27 protein-coding genes are annotated in these 26,820 nt (G+C 62.6%); 22 read left to right on the forward strand and 5 right to left on the reverse strand.

Annotated features, from left to right (window positions below; genetic code table 11):
- Positions 1-406 precede the first annotated feature (406 nt).
- From P3T18_RS24425 to cysM, 7 genes are all read left to right on the forward strand, one after another.
- Positions 407-700 carry a LapA family protein gene (locus P3T18_RS24425; protein WP_429302558.1) on the forward strand — a complete coding sequence of 98 codons (294 nt, stop codon included), beginning with the start codon at positions 407-409 and terminating at the stop codon, positions 698-700.
- Between the two features lie 70 nt (positions 701-770).
- Complete coding sequence (gene lapB / locus P3T18_RS24430) at positions 771-1,946, forward strand: lipopolysaccharide assembly protein LapB (RefSeq protein WP_429302559.1); 1,176 nt, start codon at positions 771-773, stop codon at positions 1,944-1,946.
- Positions 1,947-2,105: 159 nt separating this feature from the next.
- A complete protein-coding gene (locus tag P3T18_RS24435; RefSeq protein WP_429302560.1) occupies positions 2,106-3,521 on the forward strand; it encodes a UDP-glucose dehydrogenase family protein in 1,416 nt (471 codons plus the stop codon).
- Positions 3,475-4,482 carry a D-glycero-beta-D-manno-heptose-7-phosphate kinase gene (gene rfaE1 / locus P3T18_RS24440; protein ID WP_429302561.1) on the forward strand — a complete coding sequence of 336 codons (1,008 nt, stop codon included), beginning with the start codon at positions 3,475-3,477 and terminating at the stop codon, positions 4,480-4,482. The genes P3T18_RS24435 and rfaE1 overlap by 47 nt, the downstream gene beginning before the upstream one ends.
- A 150-nt stretch (positions 4,483-4,632) precedes the next feature.
- A complete protein-coding gene (gene rfaD, locus P3T18_RS24445) occupies positions 4,633-5,625 on the forward strand; it encodes an ADP-glyceromanno-heptose 6-epimerase (protein WP_429302562.1) in 993 nt (330 codons plus the stop codon).
- Between the two features lie 77 nt (positions 5,626-5,702).
- Positions 5,703-6,077: a ComEA family DNA-binding protein gene (locus P3T18_RS24450; RefSeq protein WP_429302563.1), complete on the forward strand. Its 375-nt coding sequence runs from the start codon at positions 5,703-5,705 to the stop codon at positions 6,075-6,077.
- Between the two features lie 334 nt (positions 6,078-6,411).
- Complete coding sequence (gene cysM / locus P3T18_RS24455; RefSeq protein WP_429302564.1) at positions 6,412-7,314, forward strand: cysteine synthase CysM; 903 nt, start codon at positions 6,412-6,414, stop codon at positions 7,312-7,314.
- 99 nt (positions 7,315-7,413) lie between these two features.
- Here cysM and mltB read toward each other — a convergent pair whose 3' ends face one another.
- On the reverse strand, positions 7,414-8,565 hold the full coding sequence (mltB, locus tag P3T18_RS24460) for a lytic murein transglycosylase B (RefSeq protein WP_429302972.1): 1,152 nt from the start codon (positions 8,563-8,565) through the stop codon (positions 7,414-7,416).
- 295 nt (positions 8,566-8,860) lie between these two features.
- On the opposite strand from mltB, the gene P3T18_RS24465 reads away from it, so the two are divergent.
- Positions 8,861-9,784 (forward strand): histone deacetylase family protein, encoded by a 924-nt coding sequence (locus P3T18_RS24465; RefSeq protein WP_429302565.1) that lies wholly within the window; start codon positions 8,861-8,863, stop codon positions 9,782-9,784.
- Positions 9,785-9,823: 39 nt separating this feature from the next.
- The gene (locus P3T18_RS24470) at positions 9,824-10,624 is read left to right on the forward strand and encodes an enoyl-CoA hydratase (protein ID WP_429302566.1); all 801 of its coding nucleotides are present in this window, start codon (positions 9,824-9,826) and stop codon (positions 10,622-10,624) included.
- Between the two features lie 13 nt (positions 10,625-10,637).
- Here the strand turns inward: P3T18_RS24470 and P3T18_RS24475 are convergent, their stop codons facing one another.
- The gene (locus tag P3T18_RS24475; protein ID WP_429302567.1) at positions 10,638-11,540 is read right to left on the reverse strand and encodes a lysophospholipase; all 903 of its coding nucleotides are present in this window, start codon (positions 11,538-11,540) and stop codon (positions 10,638-10,640) included.
- Positions 11,541-11,777: 237 nt separating this feature from the next.
- On the opposite strand from P3T18_RS24475, the gene P3T18_RS24480 reads away from it, so the two are divergent.
- From P3T18_RS24480 to P3T18_RS24505, 6 genes are all read left to right on the forward strand, one after another.
- Positions 11,778-12,812, forward strand: coding sequence for a methionine ABC transporter ATP-binding protein (locus tag P3T18_RS24480; RefSeq protein WP_429302568.1), 1,035 nt, complete (start codon positions 11,778-11,780; stop codon positions 12,810-12,812).
- On the forward strand, positions 12,802-13,455 hold the full coding sequence (locus P3T18_RS24485) for a methionine ABC transporter permease (protein WP_064268517.1): 654 nt from the start codon (positions 12,802-12,804) through the stop codon (positions 13,453-13,455). The genes P3T18_RS24480 and P3T18_RS24485 overlap by 11 nt, the downstream gene beginning before the upstream one ends.
- Positions 13,456-13,504: 49 nt before the next feature.
- Positions 13,505-14,305 (forward strand): MetQ/NlpA family ABC transporter substrate-binding protein, encoded by an 801-nt coding sequence (locus tag P3T18_RS24490; RefSeq protein ID WP_429302569.1) that lies wholly within the window; start codon positions 13,505-13,507, stop codon positions 14,303-14,305.
- Between the two features lie 255 nt (positions 14,306-14,560).
- Entirely contained in the window at positions 14,561-15,310 is a 750-nt protein-coding gene (locus P3T18_RS24495; RefSeq protein ID WP_429302570.1) for an electron transfer flavoprotein subunit beta/FixA family protein, read from the forward strand.
- A 14-nt stretch (positions 15,311-15,324) separates the two neighbouring features.
- A complete protein-coding gene (locus P3T18_RS24500; RefSeq protein ID WP_429302571.1) occupies positions 15,325-16,260 on the forward strand; it encodes an electron transfer flavoprotein subunit alpha/FixB family protein in 936 nt (311 codons plus the stop codon).
- 107 nt (positions 16,261-16,367) lie between these two features.
- The gene (locus P3T18_RS24505) at positions 16,368-18,155 is read left to right on the forward strand and encodes an acyl-CoA dehydrogenase (protein WP_429302572.1); all 1,788 of its coding nucleotides are present in this window, start codon (positions 16,368-16,370) and stop codon (positions 18,153-18,155) included.
- Between the two features lie 122 nt (positions 18,156-18,277).
- Here P3T18_RS24505 and P3T18_RS24510 read toward each other — a convergent pair whose 3' ends face one another.
- Positions 18,278-19,564, reverse strand: a complete 1,287-nt coding sequence (locus tag P3T18_RS24510) for a D-amino acid dehydrogenase (RefSeq protein WP_429302573.1) — start codon at positions 19,562-19,564, stop codon at positions 18,278-18,280.
- 169 nt (positions 19,565-19,733) lie between these two features.
- Between P3T18_RS24510 and P3T18_RS24515 the strand changes: the two genes are divergently transcribed.
- Together P3T18_RS24515 and P3T18_RS24520 are read left to right on the forward strand one after the other, a co-directional pair.
- A complete protein-coding gene (locus P3T18_RS24515; protein WP_054036112.1) occupies positions 19,734-20,222 on the forward strand; it encodes an Lrp/AsnC ligand binding domain-containing protein in 489 nt (162 codons plus the stop codon).
- A gap of 138 nt (positions 20,223-20,360) precedes the next feature.
- Positions 20,361-21,497, forward strand: coding sequence for a PA0069 family radical SAM protein (locus tag P3T18_RS24520; protein ID WP_429302574.1), 1,137 nt, complete (start codon positions 20,361-20,363; stop codon positions 21,495-21,497).
- A gap of 11 nt (positions 21,498-21,508) precedes the next feature.
- Here the strand turns inward: P3T18_RS24520 and P3T18_RS24525 are convergent, their stop codons facing one another.
- Both P3T18_RS24525 and P3T18_RS24530 read right to left on the reverse strand, forming a co-directional pair.
- Entirely contained in the window at positions 21,509-21,976 is a 468-nt protein-coding gene (locus tag P3T18_RS24525; protein WP_429302575.1) for an NINE protein, read from the reverse strand.
- A 170-nt stretch (positions 21,977-22,146) separates the two neighbouring features.
- A complete protein-coding gene (locus P3T18_RS24530) occupies positions 22,147-23,226 on the reverse strand; it encodes a PQQ-dependent sugar dehydrogenase (protein WP_429302973.1) in 1,080 nt (359 codons plus the stop codon).
- Positions 23,227-23,493: 267 nt separating this feature from the next.
- Between P3T18_RS24530 and rpsP the strand changes: the two genes are divergently transcribed.
- The 5 genes from rpsP to P3T18_RS24555 all read left to right on the forward strand — a co-directional run bounded on the left by rpsP (position 23,494) and on the right by P3T18_RS24555 (position 26,738).
- Entirely contained in the window at positions 23,494-23,748 is a 255-nt protein-coding gene (rpsP, locus tag P3T18_RS24535) for a 30S ribosomal protein S16 (RefSeq protein ID WP_006050280.1), read from the forward strand.
- A 117-nt stretch (positions 23,749-23,865) separates the two neighbouring features.
- Complete coding sequence (rimM, locus tag P3T18_RS24540; RefSeq protein WP_429302576.1) at positions 23,866-24,600, forward strand: ribosome maturation factor RimM; 735 nt, start codon at positions 23,866-23,868, stop codon at positions 24,598-24,600.
- A gap of 24 nt (positions 24,601-24,624) precedes the next feature.
- On the forward strand, positions 24,625-25,392 hold the full coding sequence (gene trmD, locus P3T18_RS24545) for a tRNA (guanosine(37)-N1)-methyltransferase TrmD (RefSeq protein WP_429302577.1): 768 nt from the start codon (positions 24,625-24,627) through the stop codon (positions 25,390-25,392).
- A 156-nt stretch (positions 25,393-25,548) separates the two neighbouring features.
- Complete coding sequence (gene rplS / locus P3T18_RS24550; protein ID WP_429302578.1) at positions 25,549-25,938, forward strand: 50S ribosomal protein L19; 390 nt, start codon at positions 25,549-25,551, stop codon at positions 25,936-25,938.
- Between the two features lie 92 nt (positions 25,939-26,030).
- Entirely contained in the window at positions 26,031-26,738 is a 708-nt protein-coding gene (locus P3T18_RS24555) for a CoA pyrophosphatase (protein WP_429302579.1), read from the forward strand.
- Positions 26,739-26,820: the final 82 nt, after the last annotated feature.

A 26,820-nucleotide genomic window follows, 5' to 3' on the forward strand; every position in this document is an offset into this window, starting at 1 on the left:
CAAGCCAAGCCAAGCCAAGCCAAGCCAAGCCAAGCCAAGCCAAGCCAAGCCAAGCCAAGCCAAGCCAAGCCAAGCCAAGCCAAGCCAAGCCAAGCTACTCCGCATCAAGCCAAGCGCGCGCTCACGAAAAGGCCGCTACAGCCACAACGCCCGCCAATACCCCGCACCACCGCGTTCCACACGCGGCCAGCATCACCACCCCGCGCCTCTTCGACCCGCCCGCAGCACGTCCCTCGCCACATCCCGACGTCGCGGCATAAATCTCGCGTAAGTCCCGCATTTGCCAGTTCCTGCCCAGCCGCGAGGGCTTCAATTACAATACGGGTCACTTCGGCGCGGGCAACACCGTGGCGCGACGCGTCATCAGGCCGGCGTCATCCCGCAACTGCCGTGAAGAGATCTATACATGAAATTTATCGTCTGGCTGATCCGTGTACTGGTATTCGTGCTGCTGCTCGTGCTGGCACTCTCCAATACGCAACCTGCTACGCTGAATTTCCTCGCCGGCTACTCCTGGCCTGCGCCGCTTATCCTGATCGGCCTCGCCTTCTTCGTGGTGGGATTGTTGGCCGGGCTGGTGTCGTCGGTGCCTGCTACGGTGCGCCTGCGTATGGAAAACGGTCGGCTCAAGCGCGAATTGCGTGTGGCGCGCGAGACACCGGCCGTGGTCGAGACGCCGCCCATGCCGCCGCTGATCTAAGTTTCCTTCTGCCGCGCGAGTCAACGCGCGGCCCTTCGTTGTTGCCTTCCGTTTCGTTTGCATTAATCGCATGGATCTAGACTTCTGGTGGCTGCTCGTCATACCCGTCGCTTTCGCGTTCGGCTGGATGGCCGCGCGTTACGACCTCAAGACGCTGCTGTCCGAGAGCGCCAACCTGCCGCGTTCGTATTTCCGCGGCCTGAATTTCCTGCTCAACGAGCAACCTGACCAGGCGATCGATGCGTTCATCGAGGTCGTCAAGCTCGACCCCGAAACGGTCGAGTTGCACTTCGCGCTGGGCAACCTGTTCCGTCGTCGTGGCGAGACCGATCGCGCGATCCGCGTGCACCAGAATCTGCTGAGCCGCGCCGACCTGCCGGTCACGGAACGCGATCACGCGCTCTACGAACTGGGGCAGGACTTCCTGAAAGCCGGCCTGCTCGATCGCGCCGAAGAAACCTTCCGCTCGCTCGAAAGCGGGGACTACGCGCTCGGCGCACAGCGGGCGCTGCTGACCATCTACGAAATCGAGAAAGACTGGGTCAAGTCGATCGACACCGCGCGTCATCTCGAAACAATGGGCGCCGAATCGCTCGACAAGGAAATCGCGCAGTTCCACTGTGAGCTTGCGCAGGAAGCCCTGCAGCAGAAGAACGCGGACGAAGCGCGCCGGCAACTCGGTCTGGCGTTGAAAGCCAATCCGACCAACGTGCGCGCGACGATCCTGTTCGGCGATGTCGACGCAGTCGGCGGCGCACACGAAGCCGCGATTACGCAATGGCTGCGTGTCGAGGAGCAGAATGCCTCGTATCTGCCGCTCGTCGCGGAAAAGCTGATGAAGGCATACGAGGCGCTCGGCCGGCCTCAGGACGGCGCCGATCTGCTCACCACCTGGGTGGACCGCTATCCGACCAACGACCTGCTCGACATCGCCTATCAGCACGTCGCGGCGTTGCGTGGCCCGGATGCCGCTCACGCGCTGGCGCGCAGCCAGATGCAGAAGTCGCCGAATCTGGCCGGCATGACGCGTCTGCTCGAGGCGCAGCAGGCCGTCGCCGAAGAGCCGCGTCGCAGCGAGCTCGAACTGATGCGCACCCTGATCCGGCAGCGCACCAAAAATCTGCCACGGTATACGTGCCAGAATTGCGGTTTCAGGGCGCGTCTGTTCTATTGGCAGTGCCCCGGCTGCAGCGGTTGGGAAACCTATGCACCGCGTCGCGTGGAACCGATCACGGCGTCGAGCTGACGCCGCAGGAACCGCCGCGGTGTCGACCGTCGCGACAGAGGTTGCGCGGCGAATCCAGCGTAGGGGCGGCAATGCGCCGTCCGCGCGCGGACCCTGCGCTGTGTTCATAACCGGCATCACCACCGGGATTCATCACCGGAACCTTCTACCGGAAAGCGTATGAAAATCACCATTATCGGCACGGGCTATGTCGGCCTCGTCACTGGCGCGTGCCTCGCCGAAATCGGCCACGACGTTTTCTGTCTCGACGTCGATCCCCGCAAGATCGAGATTCTGAATAACGGTGGCGTGCCCATTCACGAACCGGGATTGCAGGAAATCATCAAGCGCACGCGGGCCGCGCGCCGCATCACGTTTTCGACGGATATCGAAGCGAGCGTGGCGCACGGCGACGTGCAGTTCATCGCGGTCGGCACGCCGCCTGACGAAGACGGTTCCGCCGACCTGCAATACGTGCTCGAGGCCGCGCGCAATATCGGCCGCACGATGAACGGCTTCAAGGTGATCGTCGATAAATCGACGGTGCCGGTCGGCACGGCGCAGCGCGTGCGCGCCGTGGTCGAGGAAGAGCTGGCTACGCGTGGCCTCGCCGGCAGCGCGCAGCATCAGTTCTCGGTGGTCTCGAATCCCGAGTTTCTGAAGGAAGGCGCCGCCGTCGACGATTTCATGCGCCCCGATCGCATCGTGCTCGGCAGCGACGAAGATGAAGCCGGCCTGCGCGCGCGCGAGCTGATGAAGCGTCTCTACGCGCCGTTCAACCGCAATCACGAACGCACGCTGTATATGGACGTGCGCTCGGCCGAGTTCACCAAGTACGCGGCCAACGCCATGCTCGCCACGCGCATCTCGTTCATGAACGAGATGTCGAATCTGGCGGATCGCGTGGGCGCGGATATCGAAGCGGTACGCCGCGGCATCGGCTCCGATCCGCGCATCGGCTATCACTTCCTGTATGCCGGTTGCGGCTACGGCGGTTCGTGTTTCCCGAAAGACGTGCAGGCGCTGATCCGCACGGCGAGCGAAACCGGCCACAATCTGCGCATCCTCGAAGCGGTCGAGGAAGTGAACTACAAGCAGAAAGACGTACTCGTGCACAAGATCACGGAGAAGCTCGGCCAGGATCTGAGCGGTCACACGTTCGCCGTGTGGGGCCTCGCATTCAAGCCGAATACCGACGACATGCGCGAAGCACCGAGCCGTCGTGTGATTGCCGAACTGCTGGCGCGCGGCGCCAAAGTGCGCGCCTACGACCCGGTCGCGGTGACCGAAGCACGCCGTGTGTTCGCGCTCGATCTTCACGACGCACCCGACCAGCTCGCCCGTCTGACGTTCACGAGTACCCAGGACGAAACGCTCACCGACGCAGACGCGCTGGTGGTCGTCACCGAATGGAAGGAATTCAAGAGCCCGGATTTCGTCCATCTGAAATCGGTGCTGAAGTCGCCGCTGATTTTCGACGGCCGCAATCTTTACGAGCCGGACGCGATGACCGAACTCGGCATCGACTACCACTCGATCGGACGCCCCTATGCCCAACCCACTGAACTTCCGACCCATGTCTCCAGCCAGGTCTGAGGCCAGTCCGTCCGTGACGGCGCCCGAACTCACCGTCGTCCCGCGGGCGCAACTCGGCGCGGCGCGCGTGCTCGTCGTCGGCGACGTGATGCTCGATCGCTACTGGTTCGGCGATGTTAACCGTATCTCGCCGGAAGCACCCGTGCCAGTCGTGCACGTGCAGCGTCAGGAAGACCGCCTCGGCGGCGCCGCTAACGTGGCGCGCAACGCAGTGGCGCTCGGCGCGCAGGCGGGCTTGCTGTGTGTGGTCGGTCACGACGAACCGGGCGAGCGCATCGTACAACTGCTCGACGAAAGCGGCGTGGCGCCGCATCTGGAGCGCGACCCCGATCTGCTCACCACGATCAAGCTGCGCGTTCTGTCGCGTCAGCAGCAATTGCTGCGTGTGGACTTCGAAAATACGCCGGCGCACGAAGTACTGCTCGCCGGTCTGGCGCGTTTCGACGAACTGCTGCCGTCGCACGACGTGATCCTGATGTCCGACTACGCGAAGGGCGGTCTGACCCACGTCACGCAGATGATCGCAAAGGCGCATGCGGCGGGCAAGCCGGTGCTGGTCGACCCGAAAGGCGACGACTGGGAACGCTACCGCGGCGCCACGCTCATCACGCCGAACCGCGCGGAATTGCGCGAGGTGGTGGGGCAGTGGAAATCGGAAGACGATCTGATTGCGCGCGTGACGCGCCTGCGTGCCGATCTCGAGTTCAAGGCGCTGTTGCTGACGCGCTCGGAAGAGGGCATGACGCTCTTCTCCGACGACGGCATCCTGCACGCCTCGGCCGTCGCACGCGAAGTGTATGATGTCTCGGGCGCGGGCGACACCGTGATCGCCACGCTGGCGGCCATGCTGGGCGCGGGTTTGACGCTGGTCGAAGCGGTTGGCCTCGCGAACCGTGCGGCGGGCATCGTGGTCGGCAAACTCGGCACCGCCACGGTCGATTACGACGAACTTTTTCACTGATTCGGGCCGCCGGTTTCAAGCTCGCGCATCAAGCCGAACCGCGAGGGCTGAAACCGTGCGACGTCAACGGCACTGGTCGATCGAAGTTAGCGCGTTCACGCTTTCGCGCCGGCTTCGATCCCGTGCAAAGCTCATTACCGCAGGATCATCATGACTGTCATCGTCACCGGCGCGGCCGGTTTTATCGGCAGCAATCTCGTGAAGGCGCTCAACGAGCGCGGCGAACAACGCATCATCGCCGTGGACAACCTCACGCGCGCCGATAAATTCAAGAATCTCGTCGATTGTGAGATCGACGACTACCTCGACAAGACCGAATTCGTCGCACGTTTCCAGCGCGGCGACTTCGGCAAGGTACGCGCGATTTTCCACGAAGGCGCCTGCTCGGACACGATGGAAACCGACGGCCGCTACATGATGGAAAACAACTTCCGTTACAGCCAGGACGTGCTCGAAGCGTGTCTCGCGCAGAACATCCAGTTTCTGTATGCGTCGTCGGCCGCCACCTACGGCGGTTCGAGCCGCTTCGTGGAAGAGCGCGAAGTCGAGCAGCCGCTCAACGTGTACGGCTATTCGAAATTCCTGTTCGACCAGGTGATTCGCCGCGTGCTGCCGTCCGCGAAAAGCCAGATTGCCGGCTTCCGTTACTTCAACGTGTACGGTCCGCGCGAAACGCACAAGGCGCGCATGGCGTCGGTGGCGTTTCACAACTTCAACCAGTTCCGTGCCGAGGGCAAGGTCAAGCTGTTCGGCGAGTACAACGGCTATGCCGCAGGCGAGCAGACGCGCGATTTCGTCTCCGTTGAAGACGTCGTGAAGGTGAACCTGTTCTTCTACGATCATCCCGAGAAGTCCGGCATCTTCAACCTCGGCAGCGGCCGCGCTCAACCGTTCAACGACATCGCCAGCACCGTGGTCAACTCGCTGCGCTCGCTGAACAACGAAGCACCGTTGTCGCTGGCCGAGCAGGTGCAACGCGGGCTGATCGAATACATCCAGTTTCCGGACGCACTGCGTGGCAAGTATCAATGCTTCACGCAAGCGGACCTCACCAAACTGCGCGCGGCCGGCTACGAGGCGCCGTTTTTGAGCGTGCAGGAAGGCGTCGATCGCTACGTGCGTTGGCTATTCGGCCAGGTGTAAATCCTTCGGATACCTCTTTAAACTGGAATCTCCCGGTTGGTGATGGTCGCCAACCGGTTGTACGAGGGAGATTCCATATGTTTCGAAAAATTCTGGTTACCGCGGCCATGCTCGCCGCTTTCGGTCACGCGTACGCGGCGGTCGATGTCAACACGGCTAACGAAGACGCATTGCGCGGAATCAAGGGCATCGGTCCCGCCAAAGCGAAAGCCATTCTCGACGAGCGTTCCGCGCATGGTCCGTTCAAAGACCCGGCCGACCTCGGCAAGCGCGTCAAGGGCATGGGCGGGCATACCGTCGAGCGCCTGCAGGCGGAGGGTCTCGCTGTCGGTCCGGCTGGCGCGGCTGCTAACGCGCAAACTGCGGCGTCTGCACAGGCCAAAGGCCCGGCCGCTACGTCCGGTTCATCCGCCGCGCCAAAGAGCAGCACCACAGTGGCGGTGAAGAAGTAAGCAAGCGGGCTGCGCGCGGGTGTGGTCAGCCGCGCGCGGTTCGCCATCGTTGTTCCCCTTCATGGTCGGAGTCGGCAAGAACACTCCTTCAGCTGTCATGCACTTGACTGACTCCCGCGGTACTCACCCGCGGGCTTTTTGCGTGACGTGAGCAGGGCGGCTGCGTCGAACGTGAATGACATCGAGCGCGACCCGAGCGACGCGCGCATACGCCCAACGGAGACATCAGATCGTCTGCATCCATGCGGGCAGAAGGGCCGCACGGCAGCCGCACGCACGGTGGTTTAGAATCGATGGATTCGAGACTCCCCGCATCGACGGCACCAGAACCGCTATGGCTTACAAAACGATTGAAGACACGATCGGCAATACGCCGCTCGTCCAGCTCGTCCGGCTTCCCGACGACGAAATCCGCAGCCGCAATAACGTGATTCTCGCGAAGCTCGAGGGCAACAACCCGGCTGGCTCGGTGAAAGACCGCCCGGCGTTGTCGATGATCAAGAAAGCCGAAGCGCGCGGACGTATCAAGCCGGGCGACACGCTCATCGAATCGACCAGCGGCAACACCGGTATCGCGCTTGCCATGGCAGCGGCCATTCGCGGCTACAAGATGGTGCTGATCATGCCGGAAGACCTGTCGGTGGAACGTCGTCAGAGCATGGCGGCGTACGGCGCGCAGATCGTCCTCACGCCGGTCACCGGCGGCATGGAATACGCACGCGATCTCGCCGAGCAGATGCAACGCGAAGGCAAGGGCATCATCCTCGACCAGTTCGCGAATCCGGACAATCCGGCGGCGCACGTCGAAGGCACGGGGCCGGAATTGTGGCGCGATACCGAAGGGCGCCTCACGCACTTCGTCTCGTCCATGGGCACCACCGGCACGATCATGGGCGTGTCGACTTACCTGAAGCAACAGAATCCGCAGATCGAGATCATTGGTGCGCAACCGGAAGAAGGCTCGCGTATTCCGGGCATCCGCAAATGGCCGGAAGCCTATTTGCCGAAAATCTTCGACCGTAGCCGCGTGGATCGCGTGGAGAACGTGAGTCAGGCCGCCGCGGAAGCGATGGCACGGCGCATGGCGTCGGTCGAAGGCATTTTCGCCGGCATCTCGTCGGGCGGCGCGTGCGAAGTGGCGTTACGTGTGGCGCGTCAGGTCGAGAACGCGACGATCGTGTTTATCGTATGCGATCGCGGCGACCGTTATCTCTCGACGGGCGTGTTTCCGGCATAAGCTGTGCTCTGGCAGGCGGTTCGTCCGCACTGCGACAGCCAATAAAAAAAGCGCCGATTGGCGCTTTTTTTACGTGGCTCGCATGCTTGCGCAGTTTGCTTACTGCGAAGCGGCTGCCGGTGCGGCAGCTGCGTTGCTGCCGGCATTCGCCGCGTCGTTCGCCAGCATCTGCGCCTTGACGCGCTCGCCGAGTTGATAAACCGCGAGAGCGTAAAAGAAGCTGCGGTTGTAGCGCGTCAGCACGTAGAAATTTTTTAGACCGAGCTTGAATTCGGTGCCGCGTCCGGGCGTGGGCAGATCGACCACCGTGACCGGCGTACCGGCTTCCGACGCGATGTCGACACCCGGCTCGTTCAGCAGCAAACCTGCACTCAGCAGCTGCTGCAGTTGCCAGTGAGGTTCCGGCTGACCATCGGCTGCGGCTTGTGCGACGCCGAGGCTGCCCGCGTCCGTGCCAATTTTCCAGACCACCGGCCGGCCGTTTTCCCAGCCGTTCTGACGCAGATAATTCGCCACGCTGCCGATTGCGTCGGCCTGGCTCGTGCGCAGATCGATTTGCTTGTTGCCGTCGTAGCTCACCGCGTATTGCACGATGCTGCTCGGCAGGAATTGCGGAATGCCGATCGCGCCGGTGTAGGAGCCGAGCACCGTGGTGGGATCGATCTGCGAATCGCGCGTCCACACCAGGTAGTCTTCGAGATTCTTGCGGAAGGTTGCCTGACGGTCCGCGCGATTGGCCGTGTTCGGATAGTCGAAGCTGAGCGTGGTGAGCGCGTCGAGCACGCGGAAGTTGCCCATGAAGCGGCCGTAAATCGTCTCCACGCCGATGATGCCGACGATCACTTCCGGCGGCACGCCGAACTCTTCATAAGCGCGTTGCAGCGTGGCCTGGTTGGCGCGCCAGAAACGCACGCCGGCGTTGATGCGCACCTGGTCGAGAAAACGCGATTGATACGCGCGCCAGTTTTTCACGGACGGCGACGGTGACGGCGTGACGAGCTTGACCGCGGTTGCCGAATAGCTCACGCGAGCGAAGAGCGCGTGCAGCGAGGCTTCGTCGAAATCGTAGCGCGCGGACAGGTCGTTGATGAACGCGTCGACATCCGGATTGTTGGCGTAACGCTGCGGGATGATCTCTTCCTCGAACGTCTGGCCTTGCGGCACGGCCGATTGCGGCTGGCTTTGCGCGAGCAGCAGCGGCGGTTTTTTGCCGACGGTCTGCGCCGTTGCGGGACTGGTTGCCATGAACATGCACGATGCGACGGAGAGTACGGCAGCCACGGTTTTCATGCGTAGCCGGTTTCGTGCAGACAGAGCAAGCTTGACGGTCATAGTGAGCTGGGGCGCAGTGCGAAAGAGACAGGGGAAAAACGGTACGGGGCAGTATACCCGACGCCCCTGCGCAAAACTGTGCCAGGCACGTCACGGCGTACGTGTCGACGTAATTCGTGTGGTAACTTGACGAGTGTTGGCGCACCCCGTGTGTGCGCCCCTGGATGGAGACACGCCGCGCGCGCCCGAAGGCGACGCGCCGCAGAAGAGACTCATGGCAACAGGCTTCTATTCCCACGCCGATTGTCTGCTGCACGACATGGGACACTGGCATCCCGAGTGTCCCGCGCGTTTGCAGGCGATCGAAGATCAACTGATCGCAAGCCGGATCGATTCGCTGATCGAACGCGAGTCGCCGCCGCTCGCCGACGAAGCCGCGCTGCTGCGCGTGCATACCCAGGCGCACGTCGACTACATTCGCAGCCGCTCGCCCGAAGAAGGCATGGCGGAGATCGATCCCGACACCACGATGAACCCGCACACCTGGCAGGCCGCGCTGCGCGCCGCGGGCGCCGCCGTGGCCGCCACCGACGCCGTGATCGAAGGCCGCTACGACAACGCGTTCTGCAGCGTGCGGCCGCCCGGCCACCACGCCGAGCCGGCGCGCGCCATGGGCTTCTGCTTTTTCAACAATGTCGCGATCGCCGCACGCCACGCGCTCGACGTGCACGGCCTGCAGCGTGTCGCCATCATCGACTTCGACGTGCATCACGGTAACGGCACCGAGGCGGCTTTCTCCGGCGACCCGCGCGTGCTGATGTGCAGCATCTTCCAGCATCCGTTTTATCCGTTCACGGGCGCCGACAATCAGGCGCCGAACATGTGCAACGTGCCGATGCCGGCGCGCTCGAAAGGCATGGCGGTGCGCGAGGCGGTGGATATGCTGTGGCTGCCGCGTCTGCACGAATTCAAGCCGGAGATGCTGTTCATCTCGGCGGGTTTCGACGCCCATCGCGAGGACGATCTCGGCAACATGGGACTGGTCGAAGACGACTACACGTGGATCACCGACCAGATGCGCGAGATCGCGAAACGCTATGCACGCGGGCGCATCGTCAGTTGTCTGGAGGGCGGCTACAACCTGTCGGCGCTCGGGCGCAGCGTGGTCGCCCACGTGCGTTCGCTGGCCGGCATCTGAGCCGCGCGCGATAAAAAATGCCATGAGGACAGTCGAGCCATGAATGCCGAAAACCGCGTTGCTTCACTGGTCGAGATTGCGCACGACGCATACGGCGTGCCGGGCGTCGTGTCCGTCACGATGAACCGTCCCGAGGCGTTCAATGCGCTCTCCGAAGCGTTGCTCGACGCCTTGCAAACCGCGCTTGCCGACCTCGCGCAAACCAGTACGCGCGTGATCGTGATCGGCGGCGCGGGCCGCGCTTTCTGTGCGGGTCACGATCTCAAGGAAATGCGCGCGGAGCCGTCGCTCGCTTATTACCAAAGTCTCTTTGCGCGCTGTACGAAGCTGATGCTCACGATCCAGCGCATGCCGCAGCCGGTGATCGCGCGCGTGCACGGCATCGCCACGGCGGCCGGTTGCCAACTGGCGGCCATGTGCGATCTGGCCGTTGCCGCCGACACCGCGCGCTTCGCCGTGTCCGGCGTCAATCTTGGGCTTTTCTGCGCGACGCCGTCGGTGCCGCTGTCGCGCAACCTGTCGCGCAAGGCGGCGCTGGAAATGCTGCTGACCGGCGACTTCATCGACGCCGTGGGCGCGAAGCGCGAAGGCCTGATCAACCGCGTCGTGCCGATGGACGCGCTCGACGCCGAAGTGGCGAAGCTCGCGGCGAGCATCTGCGCCAAACCGGTCGAGGCTGTCAGCGCGGGCAAAGGGCTGTTCTACCGCCAGCTCGAAATGGGCATCGAAGCCGCCTATCAACTGGCGGGCCAAACCATGGCCTGCAACATGATGGACGAATCCGCGCTCGAAGGCGTGCAGGCGTTCATCGACAAACGGCCGCCCGGCTGGAAGCGCTAGATTCGCGCGTCGTTCAGGCTCTCGGCAGACGCGCTTCGATCCACGCAATCAGTTCCCCGATCACCTTGTCGCGGTCGATGTCGTTCATCGTCTCGTGATAGCTGCCTTCGTGCAGCGTGAGCGTCTTGTCCGGCGAGCCTGCGTGCGCGCCGAACGCGCGGCTGCCGTCGGGTTCGGTGAGCTTGTCGGCGGTGCCGTGGTAGACCAGCAGCGGGACGCGCAAGCCGGCGCGGCCGCGCTCGATTCGCGCCATCGCGAGCAGGATTTCGGCGCCAGTACGCGCCGGAATCGAATCGTGATGCACCAGCGGATCGCGGAGGTTGGCGTTCACCACGGGTTCGAGCCGGGACAGCAACTTCACGTCTATTTTCATCGCCGGGAAGGTCGGCCAGACGCGGCTGATGACCTGGCTCAGCTTCAGCATCCAGACCGGCACGTCGCGCCCCGGCGCCAGTGCGGGACTCGACAGAATCAGTCCGCTCAGCCGCCGTCCGCTCGCGTCGAGCCGTTCGATCGCGTACAGCGCGGCGATCGCGCCGCCCATGCTGTGCCCCATCAGGAAGAGCGGGGCGCAACTTTGCGCGGCGGCGTCGAGCAACGCCTGCGCGTCCAGCAGATACTGATCGAAGCGGCCGACATAAGCGCGTTTGCCGGGCGCATTTCCGTGACCGCGCAGATCGACGGCGACCAGTTCGATGCCGGCTGCGTTCAGGCGCGCTGCCAGTGCCGCATAACGGCCGGCGTGCTCGGCGAGTCCGTGCAGCAGCGCGACCGTGGCGCGCGTCGGCGCCGCCGCCGGCCAGCGGTACAGCGGCAAGTTCACGCCGTCGCTCGTCGTGACCGTCGAGCGCTGCGACATGCTGTTTTTGGAGCCACCCGCGTTGGGGTCCGCCTTGCTCGTTTGCGATATTTCCATAGCCGCCAGATATGCAGTTTTTGTCGCCCGATCATAGACGCAGCGCGAGCCGCCGCGCGAGCGATCCGGCTTGGCTGAGCCTCTAATACCCTCAGGTTATGAAAAGATCGTAATTGATTATTAAAGGGAATGTCGACGCTGCGGTAGAATCGCGGGCTCAAATCCCAATAAAGCAACGGCGGCCGCTTGTCGGGAGCGCATGACGCTCGCCGGGCAACTCCGCCGTTTCGTTTTTCCATGATCGAAATACGCAATATCTCTCAGCGCTTTCCTGGGCCCCGGGGCTGGGTCGAGGCGCTGCACAACGTCAATCTGTCGATTCCGGCGGGCGAAGTGTTCGGCATCATCGGACGCAGCGGCGCGGGCAAGAGTACGCTCGTGCGTACCATCAACCTGCTGACGCGTCCGACCGAAGGCAACATCGTCGTCAACGGCCGCGATCTGACGACGCTGCCGGCCGCGCAACTGCGCGAGGCGCGTCGCGAGATCGGCATGATCTTCCAGCACTTCAACCTGCTGTCCTCGCGCACGGTCTACGAGAACGTCGCGTTGCCGCTCGAACTGGCCGGCATGAAGCGCGACGAGATCGAGGCCAACGTGCTGCCGCTGCTCGAACTGGTCGGGCTGTCGGCGCAGAAAGATCGCTTTCCGGCGCAGATCAGCGGTGGACAGAAGCAGCGCGTCGGCATTGCGCGCGCGCTTGCCAGCAAGCCGAAGGTGTTGCTCTCGGACGAGGCGACCTCGGCGCTCGATCCGGAAACCACGCGCTCGATTCTCGAACTGCTCAAGCGCATCAACCGCGAACTGAACCTCACCATCGTGCTGATCACGCACCAGATGGACGTGATCAAGCAGGTCTGCGACCGCGTCGCGGTGCTGGACGCCGGCCGCGTGGTCGAAGAGGGCAAGGTCATCGACGTGTTCCTGCAGCCGCATCATGACGTTACGCGCGCGTTGATCGGCGACGTGATCGCGCAGGAACTTCCGCCCGCGATGAAGGCGCGCGTCGCCGAACGTCTGAAGACCGGTAGCGGCCACCTGCTGCGCCTTGCCTTCACCGGTTCGGGCGTCGACCAGCCGATCCTGTCGGAGACGATCCGCCGCTACGAACTCGATTTCAACATCCTGCACGGCCAGATCGACGAGATTCAGGGGCAGGCGTTCGGCTCGCTCGCCGTGCTGGCGGGCGGCGAACCGACGAAGGTGGCGCAGGCGCTGACGTATCTGCGCGAACAGGGTGTGGTGGTAGAGGAGCTCTCGTATGTTGAGTGAAATGTTCGATATGTTCGTCCAGTCGTTCTGGGAAACGCTCGTGATGGTGGGCATTTCCGGACTGGTCGGCGCGGCGGTCGGTTTGCCGCTCGGCGTGCTGCTGTATCTGACGGACCGTCAGGGGGTGCTGCAGAACATCGCCGTGAATCGTGTGATGGGTGTGATCGTCAACGCAGTGCGCTCGACGCCGTTCATCATTTTGCTGGTCGCGGTGATTCCGTTCACGCGTCTGGTGGTGGGTTCGTCGATCGGAACGGCGGCTGCGGTGGTGCCGCTCACGATCGCCGCCGCGCCGTTCATCGCGCGTCTGGTCGAGACGGCCCTGCGCGAAGTGGACCGCGGACTGATCGAAGCCGCGCAGGCAATGGGCGCGACGACCAGCCAGATCGTCTTCAAGGTGCTGCTGCCGGAATCGTTGCCGGGCGTGGTCGCCGGCCTGACGATCACGTTCGTTTCGCTGGTCGGCTACTCGGCGATGGCCGGCGCGATCGGCGGCGGCGGTCTGGGCGATCTGGGCATCCGTTACGGGTATCAGCGTTTCCTGCCGGAAGTCATGCTCACGGTCGTGGTGATTCTGATCGTGTTCGTGCAACTGGTGCAGTCGTTCGGGGATTGGCTCGTGCGTCGTTTGAGCCATAAATAAAACAGGGCTGTCACAGCCCGGCAAATCAACAGGTTTGGAAAGGTCCATCATGCAACGTCGCTTCATTCTCAAGCTGGCCGCCACGCTCGGCGCCGCATCGCTCTTCGCCGCCGCTACCACGGCTCGCGCCGACGACACCATCAAGGTCGGTGTGACCGGTGGCCCGCACGCGCAGATCATGGAAGTCGTGAAGACGGTCGCCGCGAAGAGCGGTCTGAACATCAAGATCGTCGAATTCTCGGATTACGTGCAGCCGAACGCGGCGCTCGCCGGCGGCGATCTCGACGCGAACAGCTACCAGCACGACCCGTACTTGCAGGCGCAGGTCAAGGATCGCGGCTACAAGCTGATCCGCATTGCCGACACCGTGACGTACCCGATGGGCATCTACTCGAAGAAGATCAAGACGCTGGCCGAGTTGCAGCCGGGTTCGAAGATCGCCGTGCCGAACGACCCGACCAACGGCGGCCGGGCACTTCTGTTGCTGCAGAAGCAGGGGCTCCTGAAGTTGCGCGCCGACGCGGGCCTGAAGGCGACGCCGCTCGATATCGTCGATAACCCGAAGAAGCTGAAGATCGTCGAACTGGACGCCGCACAGATTCCGCGTTCGCTGAACGACGTGGATGCCGCCGCGATCAACACGAACTTCGCGATGGAAGCCGGCCTGAAGCCGAAGCAGGACGCCATCGCGATCGAAGACCCGAAGGGTCCGTACGTGAACATCATCGCGATCCGCGAAGCCGACAAAAACAAGCCGTGGGTCGCCAAGCTGGTCGCGGCGTATCATTCGCCGGAAGTGAAGCAGTTCATCGAGAACAAGTTCGGTGGCGCGGTCATTACGGCCTGGTAAGCCGGTCAGCGGCCGGTTGAGCGGCTGTTTTCACATGAAAAGACACGACGGCAATGCGAATTAGAGTCGAATGTCGGAACCCGGGGTTGTCGCCCGGGTTTTTTCGGGATTAAAATAGAACGACCGTTCGATATTGCCGTCACGCAACTGAGGAGCGATATCCTCCTGCTAAAGCGCCCGCGAGAAGGCTGCCGCGAAAGGGCAGTCGTTATAATGTTCGTCGGGTTGACGTATTCGTAACTTTGGAGCGTGTGCATGAAAATCCTGGTGCCAGTCAAGAGAGTGGTCGACTACAACGTGAAAGTCCGTGTGAAATCGGACGGCACGGGTGTCGACATCGCGAACGTGAAGATGTCGATGAATCCGTTCGACGAAATCGCGGTTGAAGAGGCCGTGCGCCTGAAAGAAGCGGGCGTGGCAACGGAAGTGATCGCCGTGTCGGCGGGTGTGACGCAGTCGCAGGAAACGCTGCGCACGGCGCTGGCCATTGGCGCGGACCGCGCGATCCTGATCGAGTCGTCCGAAGAGCTGCAGCCGCTGGCGGTCGCCAAGCTGCTCAAGGCGCTGGTCGACAAGGAACAGCCGCAGCTGATCATCCTGGGCAAGCAGGCCATCGACGACGATTCGAACCAGACCGGCCAGATGCTCGCCGCGTTGGCTAACCTGCCGCAGGCGACGTTCGCGTCGAAGGTTGTCGTGGCTGACGGTAAAGCTACTGTTTCGCGTGAAGTGGATGGCGGTGCTGAGACGCTGTCGCTCACGCTGCCGGCCGTGGTCACCACCGACCTGCGCCTGAACGAGCCGCGCTACGTCACGCTGCCGAACATCATGAAGGCGAAGAAGAAGCCGCTGGAAACGATCAAGCCGGAAGACCTCGGTGTCGACGTTGCACCGCGCCTGAAAACGCTGAAAGTCGCCGAGCCGCCCAAGCGCTCCGCCGGTGTGAAGGTGCCGGACGTGAAGACGCTGGTCGAGAAGCTGAAGACCGAAGCCAAGGTGCTGTGAGGGAGCGAGACAAAATGACGAATCTGGTAATTGCAGAACACGATAACGCGTCCATCAAGGCCGCGACGCTGAACACGATTGCAGCGGCGCAGAAGATCGGTGGCGATATTCACGTGCTGGTCGCCGGTCACAACGCGCAGGCAGCGGCCGACGCGGCAGCGAAGATCGCAGGCGTGTCGAAGGTATTGCTGGCCGACGCGCCGCAACTCGAAGCGGGTCTCGCGGAAAACGTGGAAGCCACGGTGCTGAACATCGCGAAGGACTACACGCACATCCTCGCGCCGGCAACGGCGTACGGCAAGAACATCGCGCCGCGTGTCGCCGCGAAGCTCGACGTCGCGCAGATCAGCGACATCACCGCAGTCGATTCGGCTGACACGTTCGAGCGCCCCATCTACGCGGGCAACGCCATCGCGACGGTGCAATCGGCTGACCCGATCAAGGTCATCACGGTGCGCTCGACCGGTTTCGACGCCGTGGCGGCCGAAGGCGGCAGCGCAGCGGTCGAGAAGATCGAGGCCGCGGCAGACAGCGGCATCTCGTCGTTCGTAAGCCGTGAAGTGACAAAGCTGGACCGTCCGGAACTGACGTCGGCGAAGATCATCGTGTCGGGCGGTCGCGGTCTGGGCAACGGCGAGAACTACACCAAGGTGCTGGAGCCGCTGGCCGACAAGCTGAACGCAGCGCTGGGCGCATCGCGCGCCGCAGTGGACGCGGGCTTCGTGCCGAACGACTATCAGGTCGGACAGACCGGCAAGATCGTCGCGCCGCAACTGTACGTGGCGGTCGGCATTTCGGGTGCGATCCAGCATCTGGCCGGCATGAAAGACTCGAAGGTGATCGTCGCGATCAACAAGGACCCGGAAGCGCCGATCTTCAGCGTGGCCGATTACGGTCTCGTCGGCGATCTGTTCACGGTCGTGCCGGAACTGGTCGGCGAACTCGGCTAAGCGCCGCAGCGCCGCGTATTGAAAGCGGCGTCTGGCCATGAACAAAGGGCGCGGGACCTATGTAGTCCGGCGCCCTTTTTTTATCGAAAATCAGGAGGAGAACTGAAATGTATAACGCGCCGATCAGGGACATGCTGTTCGTGATGAAAGAGCTGGCCGGTCTCGACGACATCGCGAGCCTGCCGGGCTTCGAAGACGCGAATTTCGACACCGCGCAGGCCGTGCTCGAAGAGTCCGCGAAACTGTGCGGTGAAGTGCTGGCGCCGCTGAATGTCGAAGGCGATCGCAATCCGAGCAGCTGGAAAGACGGCGTGGTGAGCGCAACGCCCGGTTTCAAGGAGGCGTTCCGTCAGTTCGCCGAAGGCGGCTGGCAAGGCGTGCAGCATCCGACCGATTACGAAGGCCAGGGCTTACCGAAGCTGATCGCCACGCCTTGCGTCGAGATGCTGAACGCGTCGAACCTGTCTTTCGCGCTGTGTCCGTTGCTGACCGACGGCGCGATCGAAGCGCTGCTCACGGCCGGCACCGAAGCGCAAAAGCAGACCTACGTGCCCAAGCTGATTTCGGGCGAGTGGACCGGCACGATGAACCTGACCGAGCCGCAGGCCGGCTCCGACCTGGCGCTGGTGCGCACGCGCGCCGAACCGCAGGGCGACGGCTCGTTCAAGGTTTTCGGCACGAAGATTTTCATCACGTGGGGCGAGCACGATATGGCGGCGAATATCGCCCATCTCGTGCTGGCGCGCACGCCGAATGCACCGGAAGGCGTGAAGGGCATTTCGCTATTCATCGTGCCGAAGTTCCTCGTCAACGAAGACGGTTCGCTCGGCGAGCGCAATGACGTGCATTGCGTGTCGATCGAACACAAGCTCGGCATCAAGGCGAGCCCGACAGCCGTGTTGCAGTTCGGCGATCACGGCGGCGCGATCGGCCATCTGATCGGCGAGGAAAATCGCGGCCTCGAATACATGTTCATCATGATGAACGCGGCGCGTTTTGCCGTGGGCATGCAAGGCGTGGGCGTGTCGGATCGCGCGTATCAGAAGGCCGTCGCGTACGCGAAGGATCGCGTGCAAAGCCGTCCGGTGGACGGCACGGCGAAGCAATCCGTGGCGATCATCCAGCATCCGGACGTGCGCCGCATGCTCTCGACCATGCGCGGACTCACCGAAGCGTCGCGCGCGCTGGCCTATGTGGCGGCGTCGCATTGCGACATCGCGCACCGTCATCCCGACGAGGCGAAGCGCGCCGAGCATCAGGCCATCTACGAATACCTCGTGCCGATCGTGAAGGGCTGGAGCACGGAGCTGTCCATCGACGTGACGAGCCTCGGCGTGCAGGTGCATGGCGGCATGGGTTTCATCGAAGAAACCGGCGCGGCGCAGTACTATCGCGACGCACGCATTCTGCCGATTTACGAAGGCACCACCGCGATTCAGGCCAACGACCTGATCGGCCGCAAGACCGTTCGCGACGGCGGCAAGGTCGCGAAGGCGCTGCTGGCCGGCGTCGCGGAAACGGTCGAAGCGCTCGGTTCGCAGCAAGGTCCCGCGTTTGCATCGATGAAGAAATATCTGGCGCTGGGTCACGACTCGTTGAGCGCCGTGGTCGATTTCGTCGTGGCGAATACGAAGAGCGATCCGAACGCGGTGTTCGCCGGCAGTGTGCCGTATCTGAAGCTGGCCGGCGTCGTGCTGGGCGGCTGGCAGATGGCGCGCGCGTTGCTGGTCGCGGCGGCAAAACGCGACGAAGATCCGTCGTTCTACGGCGCCAAGATCGCGACCGCGCAGTTCTATGCCGAGCATGTGCTGGCGCAGGCGTCGGCGCTCGAGGCGTCGATCGTCACCGCGAAGGGCGGCGAGAGCGTGCTGGCCTTGTCGGACGATCAGTTCTGAGCTTGCCGGGCGTCGCGATCATTCGCGAACGCTGAAGCAAAAAGCAAACGGCGCCGTGAGGCGCCGTTTGTCTTGCAGCCTGTCACCGTCGCTAATGTTTGCGACGGCTTCGATGCCGATGCTCAGGCGTAAGCGGGACGATGCGCTCCGCCGGTTTCGCCAAGGTAGCGATGGACCGAGAGGTCGTCAGCCTTGATGGCCGGTTGCTTGCCCGACATGACGTCGGCCAGCAATTGACCCGAGCCGCACGACATCGTCCAGCCCAGCGTACCGTGGCCGGTGTTCAGGAACAGGTTGGAAACCGGCGTGCGGCCGACGATCGGCGTGCCGTCCGGCGTCATCGGGCGCAGGCCGGTCCAGAAGCTGGCCTTCGACGTATCTCCGCCGCCCGGGAACAGATCATTCACGCACAGTTCCAGCGTGGCGCGACGTGCTTCGCGCAGCGATTTGTCGAAGCCCACGATCTCTGCCATGCCGCCGACGCGAATGCGGTCGTCGAAACGCGTGATGGCGATCTTGTACGTTTCGTCGAGCACGGTGGACACCGGCGCGGCGGCTTCGTTGACGATCGGCGCGGTGATCGAATAACCCTTGAGCGGATAAACCGGAATCTTGACGAGGCCGGACAAAAATTTTGTCGAGTAGGAACCGAGCGCGACGACGAACGAGTCCGCGCGTACCAGCTCGCTGCCGCATTGCACGCCGGCGATGCGGTCTCCCGCCATGGCGAGCGAATCGATCGGCGTGTTGTAGCGGAACTTCACGCCGAGTTCTTCGGCGAGCGCGGCGAGGCGCGTGGTGAACATCTGGCAATCGCCGGTTTCGTCGCCCGGCAGACGCAAGCCGCCCGTGAGCTTGTGCGACACCGCCGCGAGCGCCGGCTCGGCCTGTGTCAGTTCGGCAGGCGAGAGCAGTTCGTAGGGCACGTTGGCCTCTTTCAGCACCGCGATGTCTTTGGCCGCGCCTTCGAACTGCTGCTCGGTGCGGAACACCTGCAAGGTGCCGCCCGTCCGGCCTTCGTATTGGATGCCGGTTTCGGCGCGCAGCGCCTGCAGACAATCGCGGCTGTATTCGGCGAGGCGCACCATGCGGCCTTTGTTGACCGCGTAGCGCGACGACGTGCAGTTCTGCAGCATTTGCCACATCCATTGCAGCTGGAACTGCGTGCCGTCGAGGCGAATGGCGAGCGGCGCATGTTTCTGGAACATCCACTTGACGGCCTTCAGCGGCACGCCCGGCGCCGCCCACGGCGACGCGTAGCCCGGCGAGATTTGGCCCGCGTTGGCAAAGCTGGTTTCGAGTGCCGGGCCGGCTTCACGGTCGATCACGGTCACGTCGTGACCGGCGCGCGCGAGGTAATAAGCGCTCGTCACCCCTACGACGCCACTGCCCAAAACGACGACTCGCATAGCTGCTCCAGATGTTCGATAAGAGGTCGGTGGACGCCGCACTCGCCGTGTCGTTTTGCGTTCGTTCGATTGACGAGGTCTAACGCGGACTGTCCAGTGTTAACCGCTATACTATTAACAGTCAGGTAGGTTTTGTTATTGTATTTTCAAGATTTTCAGCAAAAACACCATGCGAACACAGCGCCAACCGATCCGGGCCCTCGACAAACTCGATCACAAGATCCTGCGACTCCTGCAACAGGACGGCCGGATGGCGATGAAAGACCTCGCGGAACAGGTCGGACTCTCGGTCACGCCTTGTATCGAGCGGGTCAAGCGTATGGAGCGCGACGGTGTGATTACCGGCTATCACGCGCGCGTGAATCCGGCGGAACTGGGGGCGGCATTGCTCGTGTTCGTCGAAATCACGCTGGATCACAAGAGCGGCAACATGTTCGACCAGTTCCGCCGCGAGGTGCAGAAGATTCCCGAGGTACTGGAATGCCATCTGGTGTCGGGCGATTTCGACTATCTGATCAAGGCGCGCATTGGCGAAATGGCGGACTACCGCAAGCTGCTCGGTGACATCCTGCTGCAGTTGCCGGGCGCCGTGCAGTCGAAAAGCTATGTCGTGATGGAAGAGATCAAGGAGACGCTGACCATCGCTGTCGGCGACTGAGCGGGGCCAACGGGCATTCCATTCTGAGCGTGATGGCAAGGCTCGACAAACGGCGTAAACACTGTATATTTATACAGGTAATTTGCGCCGTTTCCTTTTGCGGCGCGATCCTGTCTTGTAATTGCAAGTGCCGCCGCCGTGACCGATTCCTGCCCCGAATTTTCCATTGCACCGCCTGCGCCCAGAAAGGGGCGCGGCGCGGTCACGAATCTGCAAGGCCGCTACGAAGTCGATCAGCGCGAGGCGGTAGACGACGGCTGGCAGCCGCTTGAAGAAGACGGCGACGAGCCGAAGAAGCTACGCACGCAGGTCTTCGAAGAGCGAGCCAAAACCATACTTACGCGCAATGCGTCGCCAGATATTCCGTTCTGCGTGTCGTTGAATCCCTATCGCGGGTGCGAGCACGGCTGCATTTATTGCTTTGCGCGGCCCACCCACAGTTATCTGGGCCTGTCGCCGGGTCTCGACTTCGAAAGTCGCATCTACGCGAAAATCAACGCGCCGGAGTTGTTGCAGCACGAGCTGTCGAAGAAATCTTACGTGCCCGAGCCGATCGCGCTGGGCGTGAATACCGACGCCTGGCAGCCGGCGGAGCGGGACATGCAGATCACGCGGCGAGTCATCGAAGTGCTGAGCGAGCGGGGGCACCCGTTTGCGGCCATCACCAAGTCGTCGCTCATCGAGCGCGATCTGGATTTGCTGGCGCCAATGGCGGCGCGCGGTCAGTTCATGGCTGCCATTACCATCACCACGCTCGATGCCGAGATCGCACGTACGCTCGAACCGCGCGCGGCCACGCCGTCGCGCCGTTTGCGCACAATCCGCACGCTGAGCGAGGCGGGCATTCCCGTCGGCGTCAGCATTGCGCCGGTTATTCCGTTCGTCACGGAGCCGGACATGGAGCGCGTGCTGGAAGCATGCGCGGAGGCGGGCGCAACGAACGCGAGCTATATCGTGCTGCGTTTGCCCTGGGAAGTCGCGCCACTGTTCAAAGACTGGCTGAGTGCGCATTTCCCCGACCGCGCCGACCGCGTCATGAGCCGCGTGCGCGACATGCGCGGCGGGAAGGATTACGACTCGTCCTTTTCCACGCGAATGAAAGGCGAAGGTTTATGGGCCGACTTGCTGAAGCAGCGGTTTCATAATGCGGCGCGTCGTTTGGGATTGAATCAGCGCGATCGCGGCATTCTGGATATGTCGCATTTTCGCCGGGCCGAACCGCCGAAGCCGGCGGCCGAGCCGGCACCGGTCAACCCTCAACTAAGACTCTTCTAATGCCGCCAGCTTTACTGCGACAACGCTTTGGCGGCTTGCACCTGACTTTCGAAATAAGTCTGGAACGAAATGGCAAGGCCGGTCATGAGCAGAAACGCGCCGATCAGCAGCGAAAAAATCACGATGAAGATAACCGTCCAGCCTGAACGGCTCGTGCGCTGCGTTTGCGCGTTGAATTGCGCGTCCCACTTTTCGTCGGGGCGCAGACCGTAGACGATAGCGGCCAGAAAAGCGGCGAGTAGCGAGACTGCGCCGGGAAACACCAGCAGCCAACCGAGCATCGAAGCGCGCTCGCTTGCCACCAGCAGCATTGCGCCCGGAATGCCGATTAGCGTACCGAGCAGATGCGCCCAGCCGTAAATGTCACGCATGCCGTACAGATAGAAGCGATGCGCGCCCAGGCTGCCGAACAGAAAAGCCAGCGCGGCGGTGATGGTTTTGGATCGAAAGCGCGGAGAACTCGAAACCAGAGTGGACATGTAGGCGAGAAAGGGATGAGAGCGGGTCGAAAGGCGGACTGCATCGGCGGCAGCGGGTCGAGGCGCATTCTACGCCCGCCGGCACGCAGGCGGTCACATGCGCTAAGACCGCATCGGAATAGCGGTTCCTATATAGGCGCGTGAATTCTGAGCCGATGCGCGAGGCGGGCTCAGGGCGCCGAATAGGTGACGCGATAAACGGCACCGGCGTAATCGTCGCTAATGAGTAGCGAGCCGTCGGGCAAGGGTTGCACGTCCGCCGGTCGGCCCCAGACCGTCTCGCCAGGTTGAAGCCAGCCTTCGGCGAAGACTTCCTGGCGGGCATTGGCGCCGTTCGGATCGACGCTCACGCGTACGACGCGATAGCCCACTTTTTTGCTGCGATTCCACGAGCCGTGTTCGGCGATGAAGATGCTGTTGCGATAGGCCGCCGGGAACATCGGTCCGGTGTAGAAGCGCATGCCGAGCGCGGCCACGTGCGCGCCCAGTTTGACGACGGGTGGCGTGAACGAACTGCAGGAGCGATCTTTGCCGAACTCAGGGTCGAGCGTGTCGCCCCCGTGACAGAACGGGAAGCCGAAATCCATGCCGGCGCGCGGGGCGCGGTTGAGTTTGTCGTCGGGAACGTCGTCGCCTAACAGGTCGCGGCCGTTGTCGGTGAACCACAGGTCATGCGTTTGCGGGTGCCAGGCAAAGCCGACCGAGTTCCGGATGCCTCGCGCCACGACCTCGTAATGACTGCCGTCCGGGTCCATCCGTCCAATGAGGCCGAAGCGGTCCCGGTCTTTCAGGCAGACGTTGCAGGGCGCTCCTTGCGGAACGTAGAGCTTGCCGTCCGGGCCGAAGGCAAGAAATTTCCAGCCGTGGTGCGTCTCGGTTGGCAATTTATCGGTGACGATGACGGGCTTGGGCGGATCGTTCAGATGGGAGTCGATGGCGTCGAAACGCAAAATCTTCGAAACGGCGGAGACATAAAGCGCGCCGTCATGCCAGACCACGCCGGCGGGCGTTTCCAGCCCCGATGCGATGACGTGCCGCGCAGTCACGTGACCATCCTGCAACTCGAGCGCGTAGACGTGGCCGTCGAGGCTGCCTATATAAAGAATGTTTTTCGGCGAGAGCGTCATGCCGCGCGCACTCGGCACGGCGTCGGACAGCACTTCGATATGAAAGCCGGGCGGCAATTTGATGCGTTCGACCGGCAGCGCGGCAAGCGCCGGCAGACTGGCAGCGGCGAACAGCAGCGCCAGTCCCGACCCGGCGGCGCGTCTTCGCGGCCCGTTTGCCGAACCGGGCAGCAAAATTAAGGAGACGAACAAAAACGCGGTCTGGAGCAGGAGTTTCACAGGCGTTCCGTCAGGTAATTCAGGCGTTTCGGCGTTGTCCGCGAGCCACGTCCAGAGGCCCGACGAGACCGCATAGCCCAGTTTATCCGGTAAGTGTTTGTTATGGCGTCGGTTTCCCGCTATAATCGCGTGTTTCAGTCGTTCCGCACCCCGGTTTTCAAGGATTCTAATATGGTCATCATCCGCTTGGCTCGTGGCGGCTCCAAGAAGCGCCCGTTCTACAACATCGTCGCAACCGATTCGCGTAACCGTCGTGACGGCCGCTTCATCGAGCGCGTTGGCTTCTACAACCCGGTCGCTACGAAGGGTGAGTCGCTGCGTATCGCTCAAGACCGCCTGACGTACTGGCAAGGCGTTGGCGCACAACTGTCGCCGACCGTCGAGCGTCTGGTGAAAGAAGCGCAAAAGGCGCAGCCGGCTGCTTAATGGTAGCCAGCAAGCGTATCGTGGCCGGTTCGGCCGGCGGCTCGCGCAATTTGCGTGAGCAGTTCGATGCGCGAGTTTTACTGACGCAGGCGTCGACATTTGTGGTGAGGTTGGATTATGTCTGAGCGTGATTCCAGCGGGTCAGGGCGCGCGAAGGCAAAATCAGCAGTGCCGCGTACAAAGACGTCTGATCAGTCGCCGTTCGGCGCATTCGTCCGTAAGCCGGTCGAGCGAGCCGAAGGCAAGGCGAAAGCCGATGTTATTGCCGCTGATTCCGGTGCTGCAGAAATGCGCGCGGAAACAGCGGAAAGCTGGCCGGCCGATGCGGTCGAGGTCGGCGCAATCGTCGACGCTTACGGCCTCAAAGGCTGGGTCAAGGTGGCCGCTCATGCGGACGCCGGCCATGGCGGCGACGCGTTGTTGAGCGCGAAGCGCTGGTGGCTGATCAAAGGCCATGAGCGTAAGTCGGCGCCGTCGTTGCAGGCTAAGACGCATAGCGACAGTGTGGTGGCTCATCTGGGCGGCATTGCTGATCGAGATGCGGCGCTCGCATTGCGCGGTTCCCGTGTGTATATCAGCCGCAGTGAGTTCCCGGCCCTTCCGGCCGATGAATTTTACTGGGTCGATCTGCTCGGGCTCGATGTGGTGAACGTTGCCGGTGTTGCTCTCGGTAAGGTTGCCGACATGATCGACAACGGTGCGCATTCGGTGTTGCGCATCGAATATCCGGATACCGACAAGAACGGTAAGCCGGTCACCGGCGAGCGATTGATCCCGTTCGTCGGCGTGTTCGTCAAAACGGTGGATCAGGCGGCGAAGCAGATCACCGTCGATTGGGAAGCCGATTACTAAATCATTCGCTGAACGGAGAGAGCGATGCAGTTCGATGTCGTCACGCTCTTTCCTGAAATGTTTCGTGCGCTGACCGACTGGGGCATTACCAGTCGTGCGGCGAAGCAGGAGCGCTACGGTTTGCGTACGTGGAATCCACGCGATTTCACGACCGACAACTACCGCACTATCGACGATCGCCCTTACGGCGGCGGCCCTGGCATGGTGATGCTGGCGAAGCCTCTCGAAGACGCGATCGGCGCGGCAAAAGCGGCGCAGGCAGAGCAGGGCATTGGCGCATCGCGTGTCGTGATGATGTCGCCGCAAGGTGCCACGCTGAATCACGATCGCGTCATGCAGTTTGCTGCCGAACCCGGTTTGATTCTGCTGTGCGGTCGTTATGAAGCGATCGACCAACGTTTGCTCGACCGTGTCGTCGACGAAGAAGTCAGCCTCGGCGACTTCGTGCTGTCAGGCGGCGAATTGCCCGCGATGGCGTTGATGGACGCTGTAGTGCGCCAGTTGCCCGGCGTGCTGAACGACTCGCAGTCGGCAGTGCAGGACAGTTTTGTCGACGTGCTGCTCGATTGCCCGCATTACACGCGTCCGGAAGAATACGACGGCGTGCGTGTGCCCGACGTGCTGCTCGGCGGTCACCATGCGGAAATCGAAGCGTGGCGTCGGCGCGAAGCACTGCGTAACACGCTGAACAAACGGCCGGATCTGATCGTGAAGGCCAGAAAGAACAAGATGTTGAGCCGTGCCGACGAGGCATGGCTTACGAGTCTCGCAAAGGAAGCATCGAAGGCGTAAGGCTTTTGGGTCTTTCGAGCGGACATAGGCGGCGCCGCACATGCGTGTACGGCGCCAGATGTGAACCCATCCTCTATCGGGGCCGTAGCCGAGCGCAGCAAGGAAGTTTGCGCAAAGCAGGTACGAACGCCGACAAGATGGATCTAGGAGTCAGTAATGAATCTGATTGCAAAACTCGAGCAGGAAGAAATCGCGCGCGCCCTCGGCGAGAAGACCATCCCCGAATTCGCCCCCGGCGACACGGTGATCGTCAGCGTGAACGTGGTTGAAGGTACGCGTAAGCGTGTTCAGGCTTACGAAGGCGTCGTGATCGCCAAGCGTAACCGTGGTCTGAATTCGTCGTTCATCGTCCGCAAGATTTCGTCGGGCGAAGGCGTCGAGCGTACGTTCCAGACGTACTCGCCGCTGCTGGCAAGCATCGTCGTGAAGCGTCGCGGCGATGTGCGTCGTGCAAAGCTGTACTACCTGCGCGACCGTTCGGGCAAGTCGGCCCGGATCAAGGAAAAGCTGGTCGCGAAGAAAGATCGCGCAGCTGCCGAAGCGTAAAAGCTGTAAGAAAAAGCACCCCTCGCGGGTGCTTTTTTGTTTGCCAGGTCAAAATAGCGAGATGCTCCTAACCGCTCGTTCCGAGAGACCCGTTGATCCGTCCCGCCTTTGAGCCCGAATCCCTGCCTGTCGAAGCGACAGGCGCCAATCTGCCGCCGGTCGCTGCCGGTCGTCTGACGCCCGATGGGCTGCGGGCGCGTTTCGAGCAACGGCTCGACTGGACCCCCGAACCCATCATCGAAGCACCCTGGCGCGATCAGCACGTCGATCCGCGAGTGGCTGCCGTGCTAGTGCCCCTGGTGGTCCGCGAGAACGGTCTGACCGTGTTGCTGACGCAACGTGCCGATCATCTGAACGACCACGCCGGCCAGGTCAGCTTTCCCGGCGGCCGCCACGAACCCTTCGACGCCGACGCTACAGCCACCGCGCTGCGCGAGGCGCAGGAAGAAGTGGGCCTCGACCCGTCGCGCGTGGAGATTCTCGGTGCGCTGCCCGACTATCTGACCGGCACCGGTTTCCGCGTATCGCCGGTGATCGGACTCGTGCACCCGCCGTTCACGTTGAAGGCCGACGCACTCGAAGTCGCGGAAGTATTCGAAGTACCGCTTGCTTTCCTGATGAACCCCGCGCACCACGAAGAGCGCGTGTTTCGTTGGGAAGGCGGCGAGCGACGGTTTTTTGCCATGCCATATCCGCGTGCCAAATCGACGGAAGGTGACGCTGAAGTCGGTGGCCATCACTTCATCTGGGGTGCCACGGCTGCGATGTTGCGCAACTTTTATCGCTTCCTTGCGGCATGAATGCAACGGGCTACGCGCTCGTCAGGCCTTTGTCGGCGTCTGTGCTCAGTCGCATCCGACCCTGTGCTATCGTTATAAAATA

Source organism: Paraburkholderia sp. GAS199 (assembly GCF_050436585.1).
GTDB lineage: Bacteria > Pseudomonadota > Gammaproteobacteria > Burkholderiales > Burkholderiaceae > Paraburkholderia.